At 50.3% G+C, this 17934-nt stretch carries 16 protein-coding genes; 4 read left to right on the top strand and 12 right to left on the bottom strand.

Annotated elements, in window-relative coordinates:
• Positions 1-129: 129 nt before the first annotated feature.
• Positions 130-447 carry a hypothetical protein gene (locus tag ACNQKP_RS17605; RefSeq protein WP_417866509.1) on the bottom strand — a complete coding sequence of 106 codons (318 nt, stop codon included), beginning with the start codon at positions 445-447 and terminating at the stop codon, positions 130-132.
• Positions 448-608: 161 nt separating this feature from the next.
• Here ACNQKP_RS17605 and ACNQKP_RS17600 point away from each other — a divergent pair, with 161 nt between their 5' ends.
• Positions 609-1472 (top strand): PBECR2 nuclease fold domain-containing protein, encoded by an 864-nt coding sequence (locus ACNQKP_RS17600; RefSeq protein ID WP_417866507.1) that lies wholly within the window; start codon positions 609-611, stop codon positions 1470-1472.
• 202 nt (positions 1473-1674) lie between these two features.
• Here the strand turns inward: ACNQKP_RS17600 and ACNQKP_RS17595 are convergent, their stop codons facing one another.
• The 3 genes from ACNQKP_RS17595 to ACNQKP_RS17585 form a co-directional block, all read right to left on the bottom strand.
• Positions 1675-2424: a hypothetical protein gene (locus ACNQKP_RS17595; RefSeq protein WP_374035276.1), complete on the bottom strand. Its 750-nt coding sequence runs from the start codon at positions 2422-2424 to the stop codon at positions 1675-1677.
• A 191-nt stretch (positions 2425-2615) separates the two neighbouring features.
• Positions 2616-3056, bottom strand: coding sequence for a hypothetical protein (locus ACNQKP_RS17590; protein ID WP_417866504.1), 441 nt, complete (start codon positions 3054-3056; stop codon positions 2616-2618).
• Between the two features lie 145 nt (positions 3057-3201).
• The gene (locus ACNQKP_RS17585; protein WP_417866502.1) at positions 3202-4659 is read right to left on the bottom strand and encodes a lipase maturation factor family protein; all 1458 of its coding nucleotides are present in this window, start codon (positions 4657-4659) and stop codon (positions 3202-3204) included.
• Positions 4660-4771: 112 nt separating this feature from the next.
• On the opposite strand from ACNQKP_RS17585, the gene ACNQKP_RS17580 reads away from it, so the two are divergent.
• On the top strand, positions 4772-5047 hold the full coding sequence (locus ACNQKP_RS17580; RefSeq protein WP_417866500.1) for a hypothetical protein: 276 nt from the start codon (positions 4772-4774) through the stop codon (positions 5045-5047).
• 66 nt (positions 5048-5113) lie between these two features.
• Here the strand turns inward: ACNQKP_RS17580 and ACNQKP_RS17575 are convergent, their stop codons facing one another.
• The 3 genes from ACNQKP_RS17575 to lnt are packed head-to-tail and all read right to left on the bottom strand — an operon-like array spanning position 5114 to position 9334.
• Positions 5114-5407, bottom strand: coding sequence for a GlsB/YeaQ/YmgE family stress response membrane protein (locus tag ACNQKP_RS17575; protein ID WP_038451223.1), 294 nt, complete (start codon positions 5405-5407; stop codon positions 5114-5116).
• An 8-nt stretch (positions 5408-5415) separates the two neighbouring features.
• Positions 5416-7746 (bottom strand): endonuclease MutS2, encoded by a 2331-nt coding sequence (locus ACNQKP_RS17570; protein ID WP_417866498.1) that lies wholly within the window; start codon positions 7744-7746, stop codon positions 5416-5418.
• Positions 7724-9334, bottom strand: coding sequence for an apolipoprotein N-acyltransferase (gene lnt / locus ACNQKP_RS17565; RefSeq protein WP_226987953.1), 1611 nt, complete (start codon positions 9332-9334; stop codon positions 7724-7726). The genes ACNQKP_RS17570 and lnt overlap by 23 nt, the downstream gene beginning before the upstream one ends.
• A gap of 33 nt (positions 9335-9367) precedes the next feature.
• Between lnt and ACNQKP_RS17560 the strand changes: the two genes are divergently transcribed.
• A complete protein-coding gene (locus ACNQKP_RS17560) occupies positions 9368-10189 on the top strand; it encodes a hypothetical protein (RefSeq protein ID WP_417866496.1) in 822 nt (273 codons plus the stop codon).
• Positions 10190-10241: 52 nt separating this feature from the next.
• On the opposite strand, the gene ACNQKP_RS17555 is transcribed toward ACNQKP_RS17560, so the two are convergent.
• From ACNQKP_RS17555 to ACNQKP_RS17540, 4 genes are all read right to left on the bottom strand, one after another.
• Positions 10242-10811: a hypothetical protein gene (locus ACNQKP_RS17555; RefSeq protein ID WP_038451228.1), complete on the bottom strand. Its 570-nt coding sequence runs from the start codon at positions 10809-10811 to the stop codon at positions 10242-10244.
• Positions 10812-10876: 65 nt separating this feature from the next.
• Positions 10877-11449 (bottom strand): hypothetical protein, encoded by a 573-nt coding sequence (locus ACNQKP_RS17550; protein WP_417866494.1) that lies wholly within the window; start codon positions 11447-11449, stop codon positions 10877-10879.
• 159 nt (positions 11450-11608) lie between these two features.
• Complete coding sequence (locus ACNQKP_RS17545) at positions 11609-12985, bottom strand: S8 family peptidase (protein WP_417866492.1); 1377 nt, start codon at positions 12983-12985, stop codon at positions 11609-11611.
• A gap of 86 nt (positions 12986-13071) precedes the next feature.
• Positions 13072-14961, bottom strand: a complete 1890-nt coding sequence (locus ACNQKP_RS17540; RefSeq protein WP_417866490.1) for a hypothetical protein — start codon at positions 14959-14961, stop codon at positions 13072-13074.
• 188 nt (positions 14962-15149) lie between these two features.
• On the opposite strand from ACNQKP_RS17540, the gene ACNQKP_RS17535 reads away from it, so the two are divergent.
• Positions 15150-15659 carry a hypothetical protein gene (locus ACNQKP_RS17535; RefSeq protein ID WP_417866488.1) on the top strand — a complete coding sequence of 170 codons (510 nt, stop codon included), beginning with the start codon at positions 15150-15152 and terminating at the stop codon, positions 15657-15659.
• 61 nt (positions 15660-15720) lie between these two features.
• Here the strand turns inward: ACNQKP_RS17535 and ACNQKP_RS17530 are convergent, their stop codons facing one another.
• Entirely contained in the window at positions 15721-17883 is a 2163-nt protein-coding gene (locus ACNQKP_RS17530; protein ID WP_417866486.1) for a transglycosylase SLT domain-containing protein, read from the bottom strand.
• Between the last annotated feature and the right edge of the window lie 51 nt (positions 17884-17934).

Raw genomic sequence — 17934 nt, 5'->3', positions numbered from 1 at the left:
CCGCAGTGATGTCGAATTAATACTCTAAGCTTTAGACGAAATATCGAAGATCCCAAATTGGCTGAAGCAAGTCGGGGAAAGTGTGCAAACTTTAAACGAAAAAACGGGAATTATGAGTTCCCGTTTTCGTTAGTGTGCGTGTTCGTGGTTGGCGCGGACCGTGTTTTCCACGATGTGGAAGTAGGCCCTGACCAGCATCTGATAGGATTCCTGATCCAGAGCCTGCAAATAGGCCATTTTTTCGAAGTAGGTTTTTTTGGCAATCAGCTCTGTCATGACATCCTGGACCTTCTTCATCTTATCAAAGCTGTAGAAGTCCTTATCGTCGCTCACTTCCTTAAGGATCGTGGCGATCGACTTGTTGTCAAAAAGAACATGAACACCCATGGCGGAATGAGACAGCAAAGCTTCCATTCGTTCCAGACTTGTTTCTTCTATGTTGACCAAGAGCGCCTCCTGCTGACGTCTTAAGTTGAATGGTGAGGAATATTGTCCACAGTTGCAAGACCAAAAGCACTTCTATGACAGGGGCCGTCGTGAGTGTCTTTTTTCTAGTTGTTGGCTGAAGGGATTGTCTCAATAATGAAAAGGTGAAGGATACGAAACGAATGGCGAAAACAAAGACCCGCGCAAAGAAGAAACCAAGCACCTCCTCTGAAAAAGAACTCATCTTGGTGGATGAGGCTGCTGGACTGATTTTTGAGAATGAAAAAGACCTTTTTGGCTATTTCCAAAGCGCCATCGATAAGCTGGAAGAAGAGTATATTGCTCTGCGTTCGGCTGAGGATTTCACTGACGAAGAGCAAATTGAACGCGAGCATTATTTGGAGTCCACACTGGACGAACCAGATGAAGTTTGGATGGATGACAAGACTTTCGAGGATTTTGCCATCTACCACTTCATTAAAAGTTTCGAAGAAGGCGTTGATGCCTTCAAATATGTCGCTGTGGCTTATGTGTCCAGTGAAGACGAATATCCATCATTCGTGTTCATCCATTTCCCATCCAAAGACAGCCGCGTTTGGCAGAACTATCAGCGCGGTGAAATGGTTTACGATAAAACCTTTGAAGAAGTTTCCGCAGGATCTGTAGAAGGGGATGCCATGGGCGAAGGGGATCCTTTGGCCATGGGTCTTTATCAGGCGATGCTGAAAGTGCGCGGGGAAAAAGACATTCCCCAGGAAAATTTCAAAGACTACGCCGAACTTCGCGAAGAGACCATCGAAAGCGCTGATGAAATCTGGCGCAAGAACGATCTGGATGGAAATATCCTGGTCAGCTTCATCCGCGAATTCCCGGATCATGAAACCACCAAGGATCTGATCTATATCGCGGTCACTCAGGAAGACGAAGACTCCAACGTGCATTCGTTGTTGTTCTCATTCCCAACGACCGACAAGACGCTGGCAGATCGCTACCGACAAGGCGAAAACTTACAGGCCGAAGAAGTCAGCCAAGAATCCGCCCACTGACGGTCGGTGAAAAAGGCCCATCTGACTGCGTTGTCGGCGGGGCTTCTCGCTTCGACGTGCAGGAGCACGCCTGCGCTGCGAGGACCCACCTCCGCCTTGCATCTGAACCTTTTTGACCAACCGTTAAAATTGCCGGTTTTAAAAACGAAAAAAGCCACTCTGGGGGAAGAGTGGCTTTTTTGCGTTTGGGGGTTGGGACTTATTAGAAGCAGTAGTTGTTCGCCATGGACTGGAACTGGGAAGTAGAGAACTGACCAGACTTGCCATAGAACGGGTGCAGCTTCTGCAGGACACCGGCGCGGGTAGAGCCGTTGTCGTTAGCGTAGTCTGCTGGGTTTGCAGAGAACAGTGGCAACAGACCGTCAACCGTGTTGATCGCTTTGTTGGTGGAGGCATCGTAGTTGGAGATCTTCAATGCATCGTATTCGCCATTTGGATCTTTCAGATCAACCAGGATGTTGACGTTGTTGAAGAAAGTCTGTGGATCTGTGTAACCCATGCCGGAAGCAACAGTCACAACATCAGACCATTTCAAAGTCGTTTTCCAGCCAGTCAGGTATTGACCGTTCGCTGGGTTCATCAAAGCGAAGTTCAAAGCGGAAGTGTCCAGGTTGGTGTAACCGGATGGGTTTGCCAGCCATTTCCACAAAGAGATATAAGAACCGCCGGTTTTGAAAGTCGCTGGAAGTGAAGTCAGGCGCAGGTAAACGTATTCCATACGAACATAGTTGCTGGAATCAACGAAGACCTTCATTTTACCGGTGATGTCGTTGCCAGTTGCCTGATTGCAGTAAGCCAGAGCTTTAGAAGATGCAGAACCAACATCTGTTACTGGTGTGCGGCTGGAAGAATCCGTAGAGCCTGCTACCTGCTGGCTGGATCCGCAAGCTGTCAACATGGACAGTGCACCGAGTGTCAGAAGAGTTGTGAAGATTTGTTTCGCATTTTTCATAAAGCCCCCTAATGCCAATCTATAAAGCAACAGCGGTGCCATAGGTCAGACTGAGACAAAATAAAAAACCACCTGATTTCAGGTGGTTGCAAATTCCATCATTCTCGGACTGATACGTTCCCAGAGTGAAACGTCAAACTTCTAAGAGGGTGCCGCGCAACGCGTGTCACTTTGCGCGCAGGTTTCTCATTCTAGTGCAGTGTCACGGTGATGTGGCCGGAGATATTCAAACCCTCAATCGTCATAGAGCCCATGGAAGGTCCGTTGCCCGCTCGAATGGCTCCGATGTGAATGCGATCAAAGTGAGACGGAAGCTGAGTGGTCGAAATGGTTTTGCCATCCTTGATCACCGTCATCTGCAATGAGCCATATCTTTCACCCACAACTGTGATGTTTTCCAGAGTGATACCGAAAGCTTTGCTGACCGCCTGAAGGTGGTTCATGATTTCAACCCCGGTCATGGGTTGACCGGAAACCCGTCTTACTTCGAACATAAAGAGCAGGCTGCTGGCCAAATCGGCCGAGCCGTAGACGTTCGACATCTCGTCGTCTGTCAGAGGTTGAAGTTTGGCGTGGGAAGGGACAGTGCCAAGCAGAAGACCAGCGATCAAAAGGAACAAGAGGGCTTTCATAAAAACTCCTTGATTGTGAATGGAGAAGTTCTAACGAAAGACCGCAAAAAATAAAAGAGCGCCAGTTTCGTCACTGGCGCGTTTAAGTCTGAAATCTCATTGTTTGTTTATGGTGGATTAAACTTAAGACAGACTGAAAAATCTTCTAAGCCGGCTCGCCGTTCCCGTCGTCTCTGCCGAACACGGGGCCGTAAGATCCTGAATGAACGCGTTCCCACCACTGGCCGTTTTGCCGCAGGTCTTTGAAGTCGCTGAAGCGGTATTCATAGCGTTCAAAACGCAGGAATCTTGGCGAGCTTCCCTTGAAGGGATCCTTGCTGAACAGGGTCATCACATCCGGGGATTGTTCAAACACGCGGGTTGCGAGGTTTTGCAGCCACATGTTTTCGTTGAAGTTCTCTAGAGCGGCGAACCACATCTGCCAGTCCATGCGTGGCTGGTGGGGAGCGCACACCGCGGGCGCTTTTTTAAGGCCGCCGGGTTTGAACTGGAATTCATAATCTTCCCAGTTCAGTCCATCGTTGCTTCCTTGCAGAACCACTTCCGGGCGGGTTTTGGTCATCACTGCGAACAACCCATAAGGATTATTGATGCGGAAAGGGTAAAAGAAGCGCATGTACGGCAACATGAAATTTAATTTCGTGCTGTTTTCAGAAAGTGTTTTCAAAATCCAGAACAGCGATGAGGGAACCAGAATCAACGCGGGAATCAGCATCACCGGGGTGGGCAGGGTGGTGGTTTCCACCCAGTTGATTTTAAATCCCCAGGCCGAATCCGGCAGCACGGCCAGACAAAGACCGATGGTCAGCAGATTAAAGAAGCCATAATTGCCAGTCAGGATGATCAGGAACTGCAGTGATAAAAGCAAAGCCACCGCGACAACTTGAGTTTTTCCGGGAATCAACATCAGGAACGGACAAACGAGCTCAACAAAGAACATGATCACGGTACTCATCTTCTGGAACCAGCGGGGCATCTTGTGCGCAAAGTACGCCGCCGGTGTTGGCAGCGGTTGTGTCCAGTAATGATATGTCAAAGCTGTCAGATCTTTCCAGCTGCCATCCTTATGCGTAAGTTTCACCACGCCAGATAAGAACATCAGTTTGAACAATAAGAAAATCACCAGCCCCAGCATGATCGGATGCAGATTGTGCGCCGCCAGAGGAATCCATTCCCACTGCCAAGGGGCGAAGAACAATCCCAGGAAACCAAGTTCCAACAACAGACTGTCCCACTGATAACTTAAAAAGATCTGCCCGCAGCTGACGAACGAAAGGTAACAGATGAAACAGGTCAAAAACATAAAGCTTTGGGAAAAGCCCAGGAATGCCAACGATGAAGCGGTCATGCCGATAAAGCAGAACAACTTCAGTGTCAGATCGCCCGAAGAAAACCAGAACAAGCTCGGAACATGATAAAAGCGCTCGGCTTTCAGTTCCTTGTCCAAAAGATTTAAAAGATGATCAATCGACAAGATGCCTTGAGATCCATAAAGGCCCAACACCTGCGGCAGCAAAGACAAAAAGGCGACAAAGTAGGACAGCGCCAGTGTCTTTGAAATGATCCAGCTTGCGATGTTGTAGTCTTCAATTAACATATTCATTCTTTCTGTCGCTGATTTCCGGCACGCTTATCTGAAATCAATAGCAAGTCCAAGGTGCTTCCTTTTAGCCTGATCCCGGGTCGCATATATCAATCATAACCCAGGAGAATATATGAAAGCATTCGTTCTATCTCTCTTTGCAGTAGTGGCCTTGTCAAGTGCCACGTCTTTTGCTGCTGAGGAAGTGGTCAATCTTCAGGAAATTCAAGAAAACTTCGTGGTGGAGCCTATTTTTGAGGCCAATCGCCTTAGCTGCCCTTCCGACATGATGCCCATTGCGAAGTACTGCTGGAATACCGGCCGGGGCTGTTTTGTGAAGTGTGGAGTGGTCTGTCATCCGAAACGTGAAACTCCTCCGCCAGTTCCAGAACCTCACTTTGTTGAATAAATAAAAAAAGCGCGCCTTGTATGGGGCGCGCTTGATTTGCTCTGTCGATGTTGGAAGGCTCATCAGCTAGGATCGAGTGACGACCCGGTTGACGAGAACCAGAATCACCGCGCCACCAATGCCGATGGCGATGCCTTCCCAGCTGAAGGCGTTGTATTTGGGCCAGTGAAACACTCGTGGCGTCAGGAAGTTCCCAATAAAAGATCCCGCAAGTCCCAAAAGAATCGTGCGAATCCATCCCATGTTTTCACTTCCAGGGATGATGATCTTGGCAACCACACCCACCCCCAGTCCCAACAGGGACCAAAGCACAAACAGATTAAACCAAGGGTGATTCAAAACCATATTCACGTATGTCATAAAGGTCCTTATGCTTCGCCGATTTCAACCCACGTGATGCCGTCGCCGCCACCTTCTGGTGACCCAGCCTTCCATTTTTTTACATAAATGGAACGGGACAGGTAGGTGCGCACAGCTTTCTTCAAAGCTTCCGTGCCATGGCCGTGGATGATCTTAATACGATCTTCGCGGGCCTGAGCGGCTTTGTCCAATGCCAATTCCAGTTCCTGCAAGGCATCCTCGACCGTGCGGCCGCGCAGATCCAAAGTGCGATCATCGTCAGCCAAAGCCACGGTGATGTTGGAACTTTGACGGATCAGCTGAGACGTTGGGTTGGACGGTTTCCCCGCAGGTTTTAAAATAGTCCATGGCAGTTGCAGGCGCACCGAGCCTGACAAAATCATGACCTCACCCTTGGAGTTCGGCGTGCTCTGGATGATGCCGTCCTGATTCAGGGTCGGCACATACACTTTGGATCCCGGTGGGAACTTCTTGCCAAACTCTTCGGCGGTTTCCGGAGCTCCCGGCTGCGTGATCGGTTTTGCTTTCACGATCTCTGGCAGTTTGTATTTAATTTCCTGCAAAGCGGTGTGACGTTTGAAGGTCTCATCGGCTTTGGCGTGGGCAATGGCTTCTTCCACTTTGCGCTCGGCTTTTTTCACCGTGCGCTGCAGCCATTCGTCCTTGTCCTTGTTGAATTGCTCAAGCATGCCTTCATACTTGCGCTTCATCTCGGTGGCCTTCTTGGTTTCTTTTTTCAGGTGGTCCTGCAAAAGATTGATATCCGCCTTCAGTTGTTCGATCTGCTCAAGACCTTCCAGGCGCGCACGTGTGGCTGGAGCCAGTACATCCAAAGCGCGCTGAACGATGCTTTGAGCAACGCCCACACGTTTTGCCGTCTGAATCGCCATGGAATCCCCGGGAATACCGGCCAGGAACTGATACGTCGGGCGGCCGGTTTTCGGGTCGTATTCCAAGCTTCCGTTATAGACACGGCTTTGTTCGTCCCAGCCGGATTTCAACGGGCCCAAGTGGGACGTGATAACGGCAAAGACGTCGTTGTTCGAGAACTCTTCGATAAAGGCGCGGCCCAGGGCGCTGCCTTCTTCCGGATCGGTGGATCCGCAGATCTCATCAATCAGAATCAGGTTGTCGCGGCCTTTGACGGACGCGGCTTTGCCTAAGATTTTCAAGTGGGCAGCGAACGTGGAAAGCTCTTCGTCCACACTTTGCGCATCACCAATGCCGATCAGGACATTTTTAAAGAACGGCAGTTTGGAAGTTTCGCTGGCGCAAATCGGCAGACCACAGCGGGCCATTTGCGCGGCCAGACCGATGGATTTCAGAAGCACGGTTTTACCACCGGCATTGGGACCACTTAAAAGCAAAATACTTTTGTGACCTTCCAGCAGCACGGTGTTGGCGATGACTTTTTTTCCGGACAATTGCAACAACGGATGGCGAACCTCGATCAGCTCCATGCTGTCATCAGAAAACTCGATCGGGTGGGCCTCCACCTGATTGGCAAATTGGGCTTGAGCAAAACGCACGTCGGCGTCTTTCATCAGCACTTGCGAGCTTTCAATGTCCAAAGACTTGGAAGACAGATAACGGGAAAGCTCGGTCAAAAGTCTTTCGATCTCGTCTTCAATTTCCACCTCGATCTGGCGCAGGCGGTTGTTGGACGGGATGACTTTTTCCGGTTCAATGAACACGGTCTGCTTGGTCTGGGAAGATCCATGGATCACACCCGGCAGATGGTGCTGCATGCCGCTTCGAACCGGCAAGACCCAGCGGCCGTCACGGGTGGTGACGTACTTGTCTTGCAGGACGTTTTCCATCTGATGATCTTTCACCAGACGGTCCAAAGTGCTTTGCACTTCACGCGCCAGACGCTCTTTTTCACGGAATAGGCGGAACAGGGTCTCGCTGGCATCAGAACGGATGTCTCCGCTTGGGGTCAGGATCTGGTCAATCGCGGATACCGGTTCTTCGGCCTTCATCAGGCTTTGGTGAATGCGCTGGGCCCAGTCGTTTTGCACTGGATGCAGGGCTTCTTTCAACGCCAAAGCTTCCAGACAGAAGCTTCTGACATCTTTCATTTCCAAAGTTTTCAGGACAGCATTTTTTTTCAGACGCAGAATCCACGTCGAATAAAGATCCAGACTGGTCATGAACGGGCGGACGCCTTGGTTTAAGACTTCCGTGGCGTTGTTGATTTCCTGAAAGCTTGCGTGCGCCTCTTGCGGAGTTTTCAAAGGCTCCGTCTGCATGATGGCTTCACGACCCATGTCACTGGTGGCGTGGGATTTGATTTTTTCTAGAATTTCTATCCAGTCAAGAACGACGAGATCTTGCATTGAGGGCTCCTCGGCCAATCACTGCTCCCAGCACAAGCAAAATAACAATCCAGTCCCAATGACCCCATTGGACAAAGAAAGTAAGGGGAGCGTTTTTAAGATATTTTATCACGAACTGTCCGCTCCATTCTTCATGGAGTGGTGATTTTTGTAGAACGTCACCGTTTGCCAAAACGGCAGTGCTGACCCCGGTGTTGGTTGAACGCACCAAAGGACGGCGCACTTCAATTGCACGAGCCAGAGTCATGTACAGATGTTGTTGCGGCTCAAAGGTTTTTCCAAACCACGAGTCGTTGGTCACGTTCACCAGAATGTCGGCGCCTTTTTCAGCAAGACCGCGGGTGAAGGACGGGTAAAGACCTTCATAGCAGATCTGACCACCCCAACGAACGGAACCTTGCGGAGTGTCCCACTTCATCACTTCCGGCCCGTGGCCGCGGCCGAAGTTTGAAACAAACGGCAAAAGTTTCAGCAAGAACGGGAACTGTTCGCTCAGTGGCAGGTATTCGCCAAACGCCAGAAGTTCTGTCTTGCGGTAAGGCTTATCCAAGTTGTTACCCAGTGGATCCACCAGGAAAAGGGCGTTGTAAGTGGACGTGTCCTGCTTTTCATCGGCCTTGGGATCTTTGGAATAGGCCCCGGTGATCAATGGACGGCCCAGCGGCTGCAGCCCCGAAATCAGGATCTGTGCGTGTTTGCGGTCCAAAAGATGCTGATCCAGATAATCGGGGAAGGCCGTTTCCGGCCAGATCAGGATGTCGGTCTGTGGATACTTTTGCATAGCAGCAAAAGACAGATCCAGGAACTTGCGGGTGATGACTTCCTGATAAGCGCGGCCCTGTTCGGCATAGATCTTTTCCAGATTGCCGATATTGGCCTGAACCACAGTGGCCTTGGTTTCGCCGTCAAACTTGTTCCAGGCTTTGCCGTGCCAGAAGCCCCAGCCCACCAAAGCAGCAAAAGTCAGTGCCAGCAATGACAGGTGACTTAAGGCTTTTTTGACAAAGCTTTGTTTCAGCCACACGTAACCCATCCAGGCGTTGAAAAGCAACACCACCGCGGAAAGCCCGTGGAAGCCGACCAGATCCGCCAGGTGATACATCGGAATTTTCGACCAGATCAGAGTGTAGCCAAGATGCCACTCAAAGATCACCGGCCAGGTTCGTTCCAAAAGGGCATGCAAAAGAGCGATCGTAAACAGGGTCTGCCCGCCGGAAAGCTTGAATCTCAGGCGCAGCCAGGTTCCCGCCGCCACGGCCACCGGGATATACAAATGCATAAACGCACAAAAAAGCAGCAGCGCCAGATAAGACACGGCCCACGGAAGCTGACCGAATTCATGCGCGGTGTAGGCGATCCAGTGAAAACCAATCAAGGTCAGAATGAATTGTGTAACCCATCCGGCCCAGAAAGATTTCTTCACCGACGAGGATTCTTCGGTCACGTAAATCCACAGAGGCGTGTAGCAGAAGATCAGCGCCCAAGGAGGAAACGGAATGTAACTTGTGCCGACGAGAATTCCGGAGAGAATCGCCCAACGAAAATCGTAGGCTTTATGCTTGAAAAATTGAAACCATCTCTTCATCATGGTATTAGTAACATAAAGAGTGAGTGAGTCCACGTGAAATTGAAGATCAGATGCCCATCATGCGCGAAATTGTACGAGGTTGAAAACGACGACATCCAGACGGAGTCGCCGCTGTTTCAGTGCATTTCCTGCGAGGGTCGTTTCAGTTTCGAATATCCTCCTCAAGATCCGGCGAATGTGATCTGTTTTGCAGTTTCTCTTGAGGCTGAAGAGGCATCAACTGCCGAATCCGCTCCAGAATTGGAGAAAAGTGAGCTTGCTCTTGCTGCTAAGCGACAAGAAGATCATGTGATGGAGCCGGGGGCTCATGAGATGAAGGGCTGCCCAAAGTGTGGGGCATTGAACGGTCGTCGTGCGAAAGAGTGTTACTCTTGCCACGTGATCTTTGAAAAGCTGGAAGGCCTGCCTAAGGATCCTTCCCTGAAAGCTCAGCCAAGCCTTGTGCGCAAGTGGAAGAACCTGGTTGAAAACTTCGACAATGAATCCCTGCATGACGAGTTCATCCGTTCTTGTCATGAACTGGATGCTTTGCGTTTTGCTATTTTGAAGTACGAAGACCTAAAGACCGCTCAAGGTGGCGATCCTCAATGTGATCAGATGATCGCGCGTATCAACTCTTTGATGATGGTGGGGTTGAGCCAAAAACCTACGGCAAAAGATTCAGCGATGAAGCCGAAGTGGAACAAGTACATGTACTGGGGTCCGTTTGGTCTGAGCGCGCTGTTGATCCTGTTGGGCATGATCAACCTGGGGCACCGCAACCTGATCGGGGTGGGCGTGGCGCTAGCGTGTATGGCGGCGGGTTTGATCGTCATGATCAAAGGCAAAATCTCCGCCTCCGATTTCCTGGATTAAAAAAACAAAAGGCTCCCATCGGGAGCCTTTTTAGTTTTTCTTTATCAATTAATTAAAGACAATAGTTGTTTTCGTTGAAGTAGCGGCGGCACAGCGATGTTCCGTTTTGGCAGTCTGATGGCGTGTTGGATGTGTAGGATCCTGTGCGGGAGCAGTTTTTGGTGCCGCCGTCTTTGATCTCAGCCACGAATTCGCCAGAGGCTGTGACTTTGCCGTTGGATGTGATTTTGTATCTGACAGTGTTTGTGCCTGGATCCAGAAGCGGGCGTTGCAGCAAGGTTGCAATCCACAGGTTGATGGATTTCTTGCTTTGGCCTTTGGCGCTGTCGTAATCAACAGTTTTGGTTCTTTGTGATCCGTCCTGGTGCAGAGCTGTCAGCGTGACCGAGTCACCTTTAATGCCCGCCGGGCCGACGAAATAGTCGTATTCTCCCGCTGTCAGAATTTCTTCGCGGCAGATGAAAGAGCCGTGGGATGGACCGCCTGGGTTGTTCCCGAAGCAGTGGACGACGATTCGTCCTTGAGCAAGAACAGCTGTTTTTTGATTTCCGTTTTTGAAGCCGACTTCGGCGTGGGCAGACAGACCTAGCAAGAAAATGAATACTGAAATTACCGATTTCATAAAGTTCCCCCTGTGCAATCAAGTCTGGCACGATCCAGACTTGAATTGCAAGGCAGGAGCGACTTTTACGGCACAGGGCAAAGATTGTCTTTTTGGCAGTGTATGATTCTGTCGCGCAACTGGGTCATTTCATCCAAGTTGTGCTCTAGCTCCACATCAAAGCCCACAGCTTTTCCGCCTTTTTGCGATACAGAGATGAATTCACGCACATACTGGAATTTGTCGTAAGCGTACTTTTCCCCGGTGGAGGTGTTGATGAACTCCAGGGGAGCCCCCGAACCCAAATGAGTCAGGAAGCGTTTGCGTTGTTGTTTGGCTTTGGTCAGGCCGTTTTTCAGGTTGCTGTAACATTTTACTTCGCCCACCATCGCAACTTTCTGAGTGTTGTGATCCATCAAAACCATGTCCAGTTCGCCCACGGTGCGACCTTTCAGGTTGTAGGCAATGCCCACGATCACTTCATATTGGGGAGCAGGGTATTTTTCCGAAAATTCAGCACGCGCGACTTCCTCGCACACGGCTCCTGGATCACGATAATGACGGGCCTGATTGCGGATTTTTTCGAATGTTCCATCTAGGTCTGCAAAGGCAGAAGCGGATGAAAGCAATAACAGCAGAACGACAACAAACTTATTCATGGAATGCCCCCGAATGGCGGCAAGTGTGCCACAGGGTGGGACTGAATCCCAGTGGTGGATGGGACCTGGGAAAAACCGACAGGCCTGTCCAGATTGTTGACAGTGAAAGACATAAAAAAAGGAGCCTCGTGGGCTCCTTTTTAGGCGGGAAGGGAGATATTAGAACCCTTCGGTTTCCTGTTTTGTACCGAGTTTGCTTGGGCGAACTTTGGTGCCCATGGCATCGATCAGAGACCGGCCAAAGTGACTCATCTCTTTGGCGGTGGCATCAACGCCGTCTTCAGCCGCGCGGGAGTTTTTGTCATTGGGATCCCCACTGAAGCTTTTCATATTGGCGGTGTTCACCGCGATCACACCCGTGGCACCCACGCCCTGATCCAGGATGGTCAGTGCTTTATACAGATTCAACTGACGGGATGTGCGGGTCTTGGAAGCCAGTTGTGACTGGGCATCGCCCGTAGCCAGGATGTATTTTTTCACGTCACTGGCAGAGAAAGACTGTTTGTGCGCCATCACCAAAGCAGCTGCACCTGTCACAAATGCGGTGGCTTGCGAGGTGCCGGTCATATAACCGTAAGAGTTCCCCGGTAGGCAGGACAGAATGTTCTGGCCGGGAGCTGCGATATCCACAGTCTCGACACCATAATTGGACGAAGCCAAGACTTGCGTGCTGGGGTCGATTGCCGTGACTGAGATGATGTTGCTCAGTTTATAATCGGCCGGGTAGTAGTGATGCTGATCCGAGTTGGATCTTTCATTCCCCGCAGCGGCGACAAAAAGGATTCCCTTTTTTTCGGCTTCGGCGATGGCATCGTGTTCTTCCTGTGAAAACTCAGTCCCACCACCGGAATAGTTGATGATGTGCGCGCCCATTTTCACTGCATAGCGAATGGAAGCCACTGTGTTTTTCAAGTTGTCCGTGCCCGGAACTTTCGGGTCATAGTATTTTAGAATCATCAGGCTGACTTCCGGAGCAATCCCGGTGATGCCTTTGCCGTTTCCGGCCTCTGCGCCGATGATGCCGGCGATATGAGTGCCGTGTCCGTGGTTGTCATCCAGTTTTGGATTGTTGGAAACAAAGTTCCAGCCATAGACGTCATCCACAAAACCATTGCCGTCATCGTCAATGCCGTTGGTGGCTTTGTCGCGGCCCATGGAATCTTTGCCGGTTTCACCCGGGTTGCGCCAAAGGTTGCCCGCCAAGTCTTCGTGTTTGATGTCGATACCCGTGTCGATCACGGCAATCACGATGTCACGACTGCCTTTGGTGACGGACCATGCGCGAGCCGCATCGGATTTTTTCAAACCCCAGGCCTGGCTGATGGCGGGATCGTTGAAAAGCGCACTCGGTTCATCAATGACCTTGTCAGTCTGAGAGGTGATGAAGGATTTTTCCAGAGCGCGTGTGCTGTCTTTTTTGGAGCTTTGAGAGCGGGAAGGGGAATGTTCTTCTGTGGAGTACAGGTATAGACCCAGTCCCCCAAAGAACACCAAACCGGTACAGCCAGCTGCAATAATCATCTTGCGAGAAAACATGAGGTATGCCCCTTTCGCCACAAACACTTATCGGTATTTAGCTCGGCAGCATAAGGTGGAATTGACAGGGTCTCAAAGTGATACAACTATTCATCAAGTTTGATTTCAAAGGCATCAGCATCCCAGGCCAGAAGCAGGGTGCTGTCGTTCCGCCGATAGAGCTCCAACCCGTTACCGCTGCGGACGAAGTCGGGCCCCCCGGGGTTCAGATCGCTGTGCTGTTGCAGGTCTCCGCCCTTGGTGGCGGAGATTGAATAAAGTTTGTCATTGGATCCGCTAAAGCCCAGGAAGAACAGTCTGTCTCCCAGGATGACCATTTCATCGACATCTTCCATGTCAGTTTCGGCACGAAGATCGCTGCCATCAGAAGCTGTGGAGTAAATTTTGCTTCCGCCTTCTTCGCCGTTTTGGATGATAAAGAACAGACGGTCTCCGGCACTGGCAACTTCGTTTTTCTTCCAGTTATAGCCGTTCCCTTCTGGGCGCAAATCTGCCAGGATTGTGAACTGGTTTTGGGTTGTGTCGAATAGAAAAAGACTGTTTCGGTCGTCTGAAAGGGATTCGTCCATTTTAGCCAGTACCGAGCTTCCTGCGTACAGGACTCCAAAGCTGTAGTTGTCGGCAAACGCGGTGATCTTGGTGATTTGTGAGTGATCGTCACTGACCCAGTGCAGTCCGGATTCAGTGTTCGAAGACCAGTTGACGTAAAGCCGTCCGTTAATGGAATGGATTGAGCCGACATCTGAGTTTGCGGTGTTGCGTGTTGGAAAACGTGAAATGGAAAGATTGTTTCCATTTGTATCGGTTTCCAGGAAGAACAGCTTTCCAGCTCCGGCAGAAGTGGAGGCTGTACGTGCGGTGAAGTACAGCCTTCCGTTATGCACGGTCAATCCACCCACGTCGTCGCTTCCGGTTGTTATGAAGTTTGTGACCTGTTCAACATTTGTGGCATCCAGGTTCATGCGAAAAAGTTTGAAGCGACTGGAACCAGAATAAAGGGTGAAATAAATCTTGTTTCTGTATTCGACAAATCTATAGGAACCAAACATGGGAATGTCATCCAGCGTGGGGTTGACATTTGCGACAAGACGGAAATAAGTCATGGCTTTATCTGAAACATAAAGGCCCATTCGGTCGACTGTTGGTTTGTAACCAGCATAAAAGACCAGATCGATATTCGGCATTACGGCGATTGCCTTTAGGAAGTCATAGTTTGTGGCGCGGCTGTAAACCAGCTGAACTGAGCTGTCGGATTGGCGTAAGTAAGATTTGGACGAGGAGTAGTCCGCAGCGCCGATTGAAATAAGGTCCATCTGATAGGGACCTCCGGATTCCCGAGCTTCGGATTGGCTTCCCACCTTTTTTCCTGCGCTTCCAAGCTGCAATTGGGTGATTTGGTATCTTGCCATCGACAAGTCAAAGGTCTGTCCGTTGTTAAATTGAATGGAAAGTGTGCCCGTCGTGATGTCTTGCAGGGACACCGACACGGATGTCGCGGAGCAAGTGCTGTTTGGCATCGGAGACAAAAATGTGCAAGCCGTTGCAGGTGAGGGTGTAGTGATGTCTCCGGCAGTTGGGGAGAAGGCTACTTCCCCCGCAGGGTTGAAGTTTGGTATCGGTGCGCTCAGTGCAGGTTGGGGCGCATCGTGGTAAGGATGTCGGATGAAAGGTTTGATATCCGTCAACTCGGCAGGGGCCGCTATCGTCGTAACGTCACCAAGACCTTTGGCAGTTGCGGTGGTTATGGCTGCAGGCGACGCCGAAGGAGCGAACAACGGTGAGTCGTTGACGGTAATGGGTGTGATTCCTTCATAAGTGGTGTGGATCAGCTTGCCTTCAAAGTTTAAGGAAAACAGTGTCGGTGGTGCTGTGTTATCCATTTGTGAAAGCTTGAAATTCTGCAAAGAGGCATCCAAGGAGCAGCCACAAAGCGAAACCAAAAAGAGTAATGCCAAAACGATACAAAGTTTACTCATACTATACTTTTCGACGATTGAACGGCTTGTCTTGAATAAAATTCATTTTTTTATGAAAACTTGATCGTTTTTTGAGTGCGTGTTTCAAAATGATATTTGTATGTGAATGGACTGTAATTATACAAAGAGCCCTTCTTCGTAGCAGCAGTAGAATTAAAGCCAGCCCTGTCTAAACCGAAGAGAAGAACATGAAAAAGTTTAGAATGTTTCTGACCTTCAGCGCTTTGTTCCTGATCTCGTGCAATCAGACTGTGGAGTCAGGTGAGCTGGATTTAGGAAGCTTGAGCGAAGACGCCACCTTCCACAGTCAAACCGAAACCGGAACCTCTTCCGGCAGCGAATTTCATTACGTTAAAATGGACCTGAAAGCCAACGGGGACTTCGAGCAAACCGAAGCTTTGTTTGACCAGACGGGGTCTGGAACCAGTTGCCTTCTTAAAGGCACTTGGGCTGTTGAGCCGGGCACCGTGGATTCGGAAGTTGGCAACGAGCTTGTCGTCACGGTGACAGAGCTGAATGGCGGCGCTGTGGCGCTTGAAAAGCGTTACGACCTGCGCGAGCTGAGCTATCAGAGTCTGAAATACAAATGGAACGAAAATTCGGACCTGTTGGATCTGACCAACACCTTGTATGCAGACTATCCCGAATACACAGCCGCTCAAGCCGGTCTTGTGACCGACACTTTCTGCAATCGCTAGTTTTGAAGAGTGATCATTAAAACAAAAAAGCCACCTTGTCGGGTGGCTTTTTTGTTTGAGTTTATCTGGAAAGCTTTAGCAATTCTTCCGGGAACAGCGAGCCTTTGTCCTGATGAAGCAGTCTTTGATAGAAGACGTAATTTCGCATTGTCAGTTTGATGTAAGATCGGGTCTCTTCGTACGGAACCTCTTCAATGAATTCCACGGAATCATCACGGTAGCGGGTTTTCAGCCAGCCGCGGATGGCGCTGTCGTTGGCATTGTAACCGGACACTGCCAAAATGTACTGATCCTTATACTTGCGCATCAGATTCTTCAATTCATAGGCCCCCAGCGGGACGTTGATTTCAGGCTTGTACAGGTCCAGAGCCTCGCCATAAGGCAGACCGTTTTGTTTGGCTAGCTGCTTTGCTACGCTGGGCAGAAGCTGCATCAGGCCGAAGGCATCCACGGGGCTGCGCGCTTCTGGGTTGAAGGCGGATTCCTGACGGATGATCGAGAAAATGAATTCCTGCGGAATTCCGCTTTTTTTGGAAGCAGCAGCAATGATATCGCCATACGCCTGCGGGAACAGCAGATCCGGATGGTCATTTAGCAAACGATCCTTCACCTGAGGTTCCAGCGCCCCAATCGCCGAGAACAGCGGCAGGTAAAGACCGGAGCGGGCATAGCCGGAAGACACTGCAAGCCAAGTCTTTTCAGAAGTGACATTGCGTTTTTTCAGATCGTCCACGGCGATGTTCAGGATTTTTTCCGCGAACGGTTTTTCGTTCACGGCAATCAGCCACTCCGTCGTCAAACGGGTTTGTGCATCCAGTTCTTCAACTGAAAACAGGCTCAATCCCTGCAGTTCGTTCACATCCACTTTCAGTGGCGGGAATTCCCAGCCCAGTTCGCGGTAGGCCAATACGCCATAGTAACCCAGAGGATCTTCTTTGATCAGGGTTTGCAGTTCAACTTGCGCCTCGGGAGCTTGATCCAGCTTCTTCAGCGTGCGCGCCAGCCAGAATCGGGCGCGCGCCTTGTCGGAAGAATCCTTCACCAGATCCTTCATCTGCTCAAGGCTGCTTTTCGCCTCGGGCCATTGGGAAAGCTTGTAGTAGTTCCAGGATTTCAGCCACGCGATCTTGTCACGCAAGCCCGCAAAGCTGACAGGCTGCTGATAGCTGGCTTCAAAGTATTCCAAGGCTTTCTTGAAATCTCCTTTTTCTTCGTCGATGCGACCCAGGATGAAATAAACCTCATCCATCGGATAGGACCCACGAAGCAGGCGGTGAGTTTCATTCAATACTTTCACCGCACGGGACGTTTGGTCTTCGGTCCACAAAGTTTTTGCAAACAGAACTTGAGAGTCATGGAAGCGGGCAATCGAACGGCGGTCTTTTTTGTTTTTCTGGAACTGAGTCTTGGACCAATTCACAACATCGGCCGTCGCATTGATGTATTCCGTGCGACGCTGAGCCACTTTGTAAGTCTGACGGATGTTTTTCAAAGCCTGGAACTGTTCATCCGCAGTGGCTTCTTTCGCCGCCAGAATTTTCTTATAGGTCGCCAGAGCCTGATCAAATTCACGGTGGAAACGATAGTCCGAGGCCACAGCGCTGAGGTCTTTGTACGCCGGAAGCGGGTTCAGGCGCGGAGAGTTTTTATAAAGCTGGGTTTGAATGCTTTGAATGTCCTCTTTCAATTCGAGCTTCTGCGCGATCAAAAGGGCTTTCATGTAGTATTCTTCTTTTTTCTTTTTATTGGATTCAGCGCGGGCTTTTTCGATATACGCCGGCAGGTCGTCCTGAAGTTCTTCAGAAGCCAAAGCCTCTTTCAGTTTGATGTCGATGTAAAGTTCGCGGTACCACGGCGCCACGTTTGCAGGCAGTTCTGCCAGGGTGTTGATGCGCTCACAGGACTCATAGGCACGCAGCAAAGCCAGATCATGCAGCGGGAACTCCGGGATCAGGGAAAGGCGGGTGAAGCCCGCGCAGGCCTCTTGGGGCTGCTTATCTTTTTTGGCCATGGAAACGGTGTAGGTCTTCCACCACAGAATATTATTTTCGTTAGAGCCGACTTCCAGTTTTTCCAGATCAGAAATTGGAGCAGATCTCCACTTTGCCATAAAGTTTGGCAATGGCGGAGTCAGGCGCTTGTCGATACGGGAATCAAAACGCGAGGTGGTCGCGCAACCAAGAATCACAGAGAAGAATGTCAGGGCTAGTACTATACGAGGCATACCAACAAGGGTATGCCCATTCAGAGGAAGAAACAACCCCGCAGGGCGGAA

The organism is Bdellovibrio bacteriovorus (genome assembly GCF_048286975.1).
GTDB lineage: Bacteria > Bdellovibrionota > Bdellovibrionia > Bdellovibrionales > Bdellovibrionaceae > Bdellovibrio > Bdellovibrio bacteriovorus_H.
The sequence above is the reverse complement of the archived record's forward strand: the minus strand, read 5'-3'. Positions and strand labels throughout refer to the sequence as shown.

What these genes read in the sequence shown, in the direction of transcription:
- ACNQKP_RS17600 (WP_417866507.1), top strand. Translation starts at nt 609, where the DNA reads ATGGCGAAAACAAAGACCCGCGCAAAGAAGAAACCAAGCACCTCCTCT.
- ACNQKP_RS17595 (WP_374035276.1), bottom strand. Translation starts at nt 2,424, where the DNA reads ATGAAAAATGCGAAACAAATCTTCACAACTCTTCTGACACTCGGTGCA.
- ACNQKP_RS17590 (WP_417866504.1), bottom strand. Translation starts at nt 3,056, where the DNA reads ATGAAAGCCCTCTTGTTCCTTTTGATCGCTGGTCTTCTGCTTGGCACT.
- ACNQKP_RS17585 (WP_417866502.1), bottom strand. Translation starts at nt 4,659, where the DNA reads ATGAATATGTTAATTGAAGACTACAACATCGCAAGCTGGATCATTTCA.
- ACNQKP_RS17580 (WP_417866500.1), top strand. Translation starts at nt 4,772, where the DNA reads ATGAAAGCATTCGTTCTATCTCTCTTTGCAGTAGTGGCCTTGTCAAGT.
- ACNQKP_RS17575 (WP_038451223.1), bottom strand. Translation starts at nt 5,407, where the DNA reads ATGACATACGTGAATATGGTTTTGAATCACCCTTGGTTTAATCTGTTT.
- ACNQKP_RS17570 (WP_417866498.1), bottom strand. Translation starts at nt 7,746, where the DNA reads ATGCAAGATCTCGTCGTTCTTGACTGGATAGAAATTCTAGAAAAAATC.
- lnt (WP_226987953.1), bottom strand. Translation starts at nt 9,334, where the DNA reads ATGATGAAGAGATGGTTTCAATTTTTCAAGCATAAAGCCTACGATTTT.
- ACNQKP_RS17555 (WP_038451228.1), bottom strand. Translation starts at nt 10,811, where the DNA reads ATGAAATCGGTAATTTCAGTATTCATTTTCTTGCTAGGTCTGTCTGCC.
- ACNQKP_RS17550 (WP_417866494.1), bottom strand. Translation starts at nt 11,449, where the DNA reads ATGAATAAGTTTGTTGTCGTTCTGCTGTTATTGCTTTCATCCGCTTCT.
- ACNQKP_RS17545 (WP_417866492.1), bottom strand. Translation starts at nt 12,985, where the DNA reads ATGTTTTCTCGCAAGATGATTATTGCAGCTGGCTGTACCGGTTTGGTG.
- ACNQKP_RS17540 (WP_417866490.1), bottom strand. Translation starts at nt 14,961, where the DNA reads ATGAGTAAACTTTGTATCGTTTTGGCATTACTCTTTTTGGTTTCGCTT.
- ACNQKP_RS17535 (WP_417866488.1), top strand. Translation starts at nt 15,150, where the DNA reads ATGAAAAAGTTTAGAATGTTTCTGACCTTCAGCGCTTTGTTCCTGATC.
- ACNQKP_RS17530 (WP_417866486.1), bottom strand. Translation starts at nt 17,883, where the DNA reads ATGCCTCGTATAGTACTAGCCCTGACATTCTTCTCTGTGATTCTTGGT.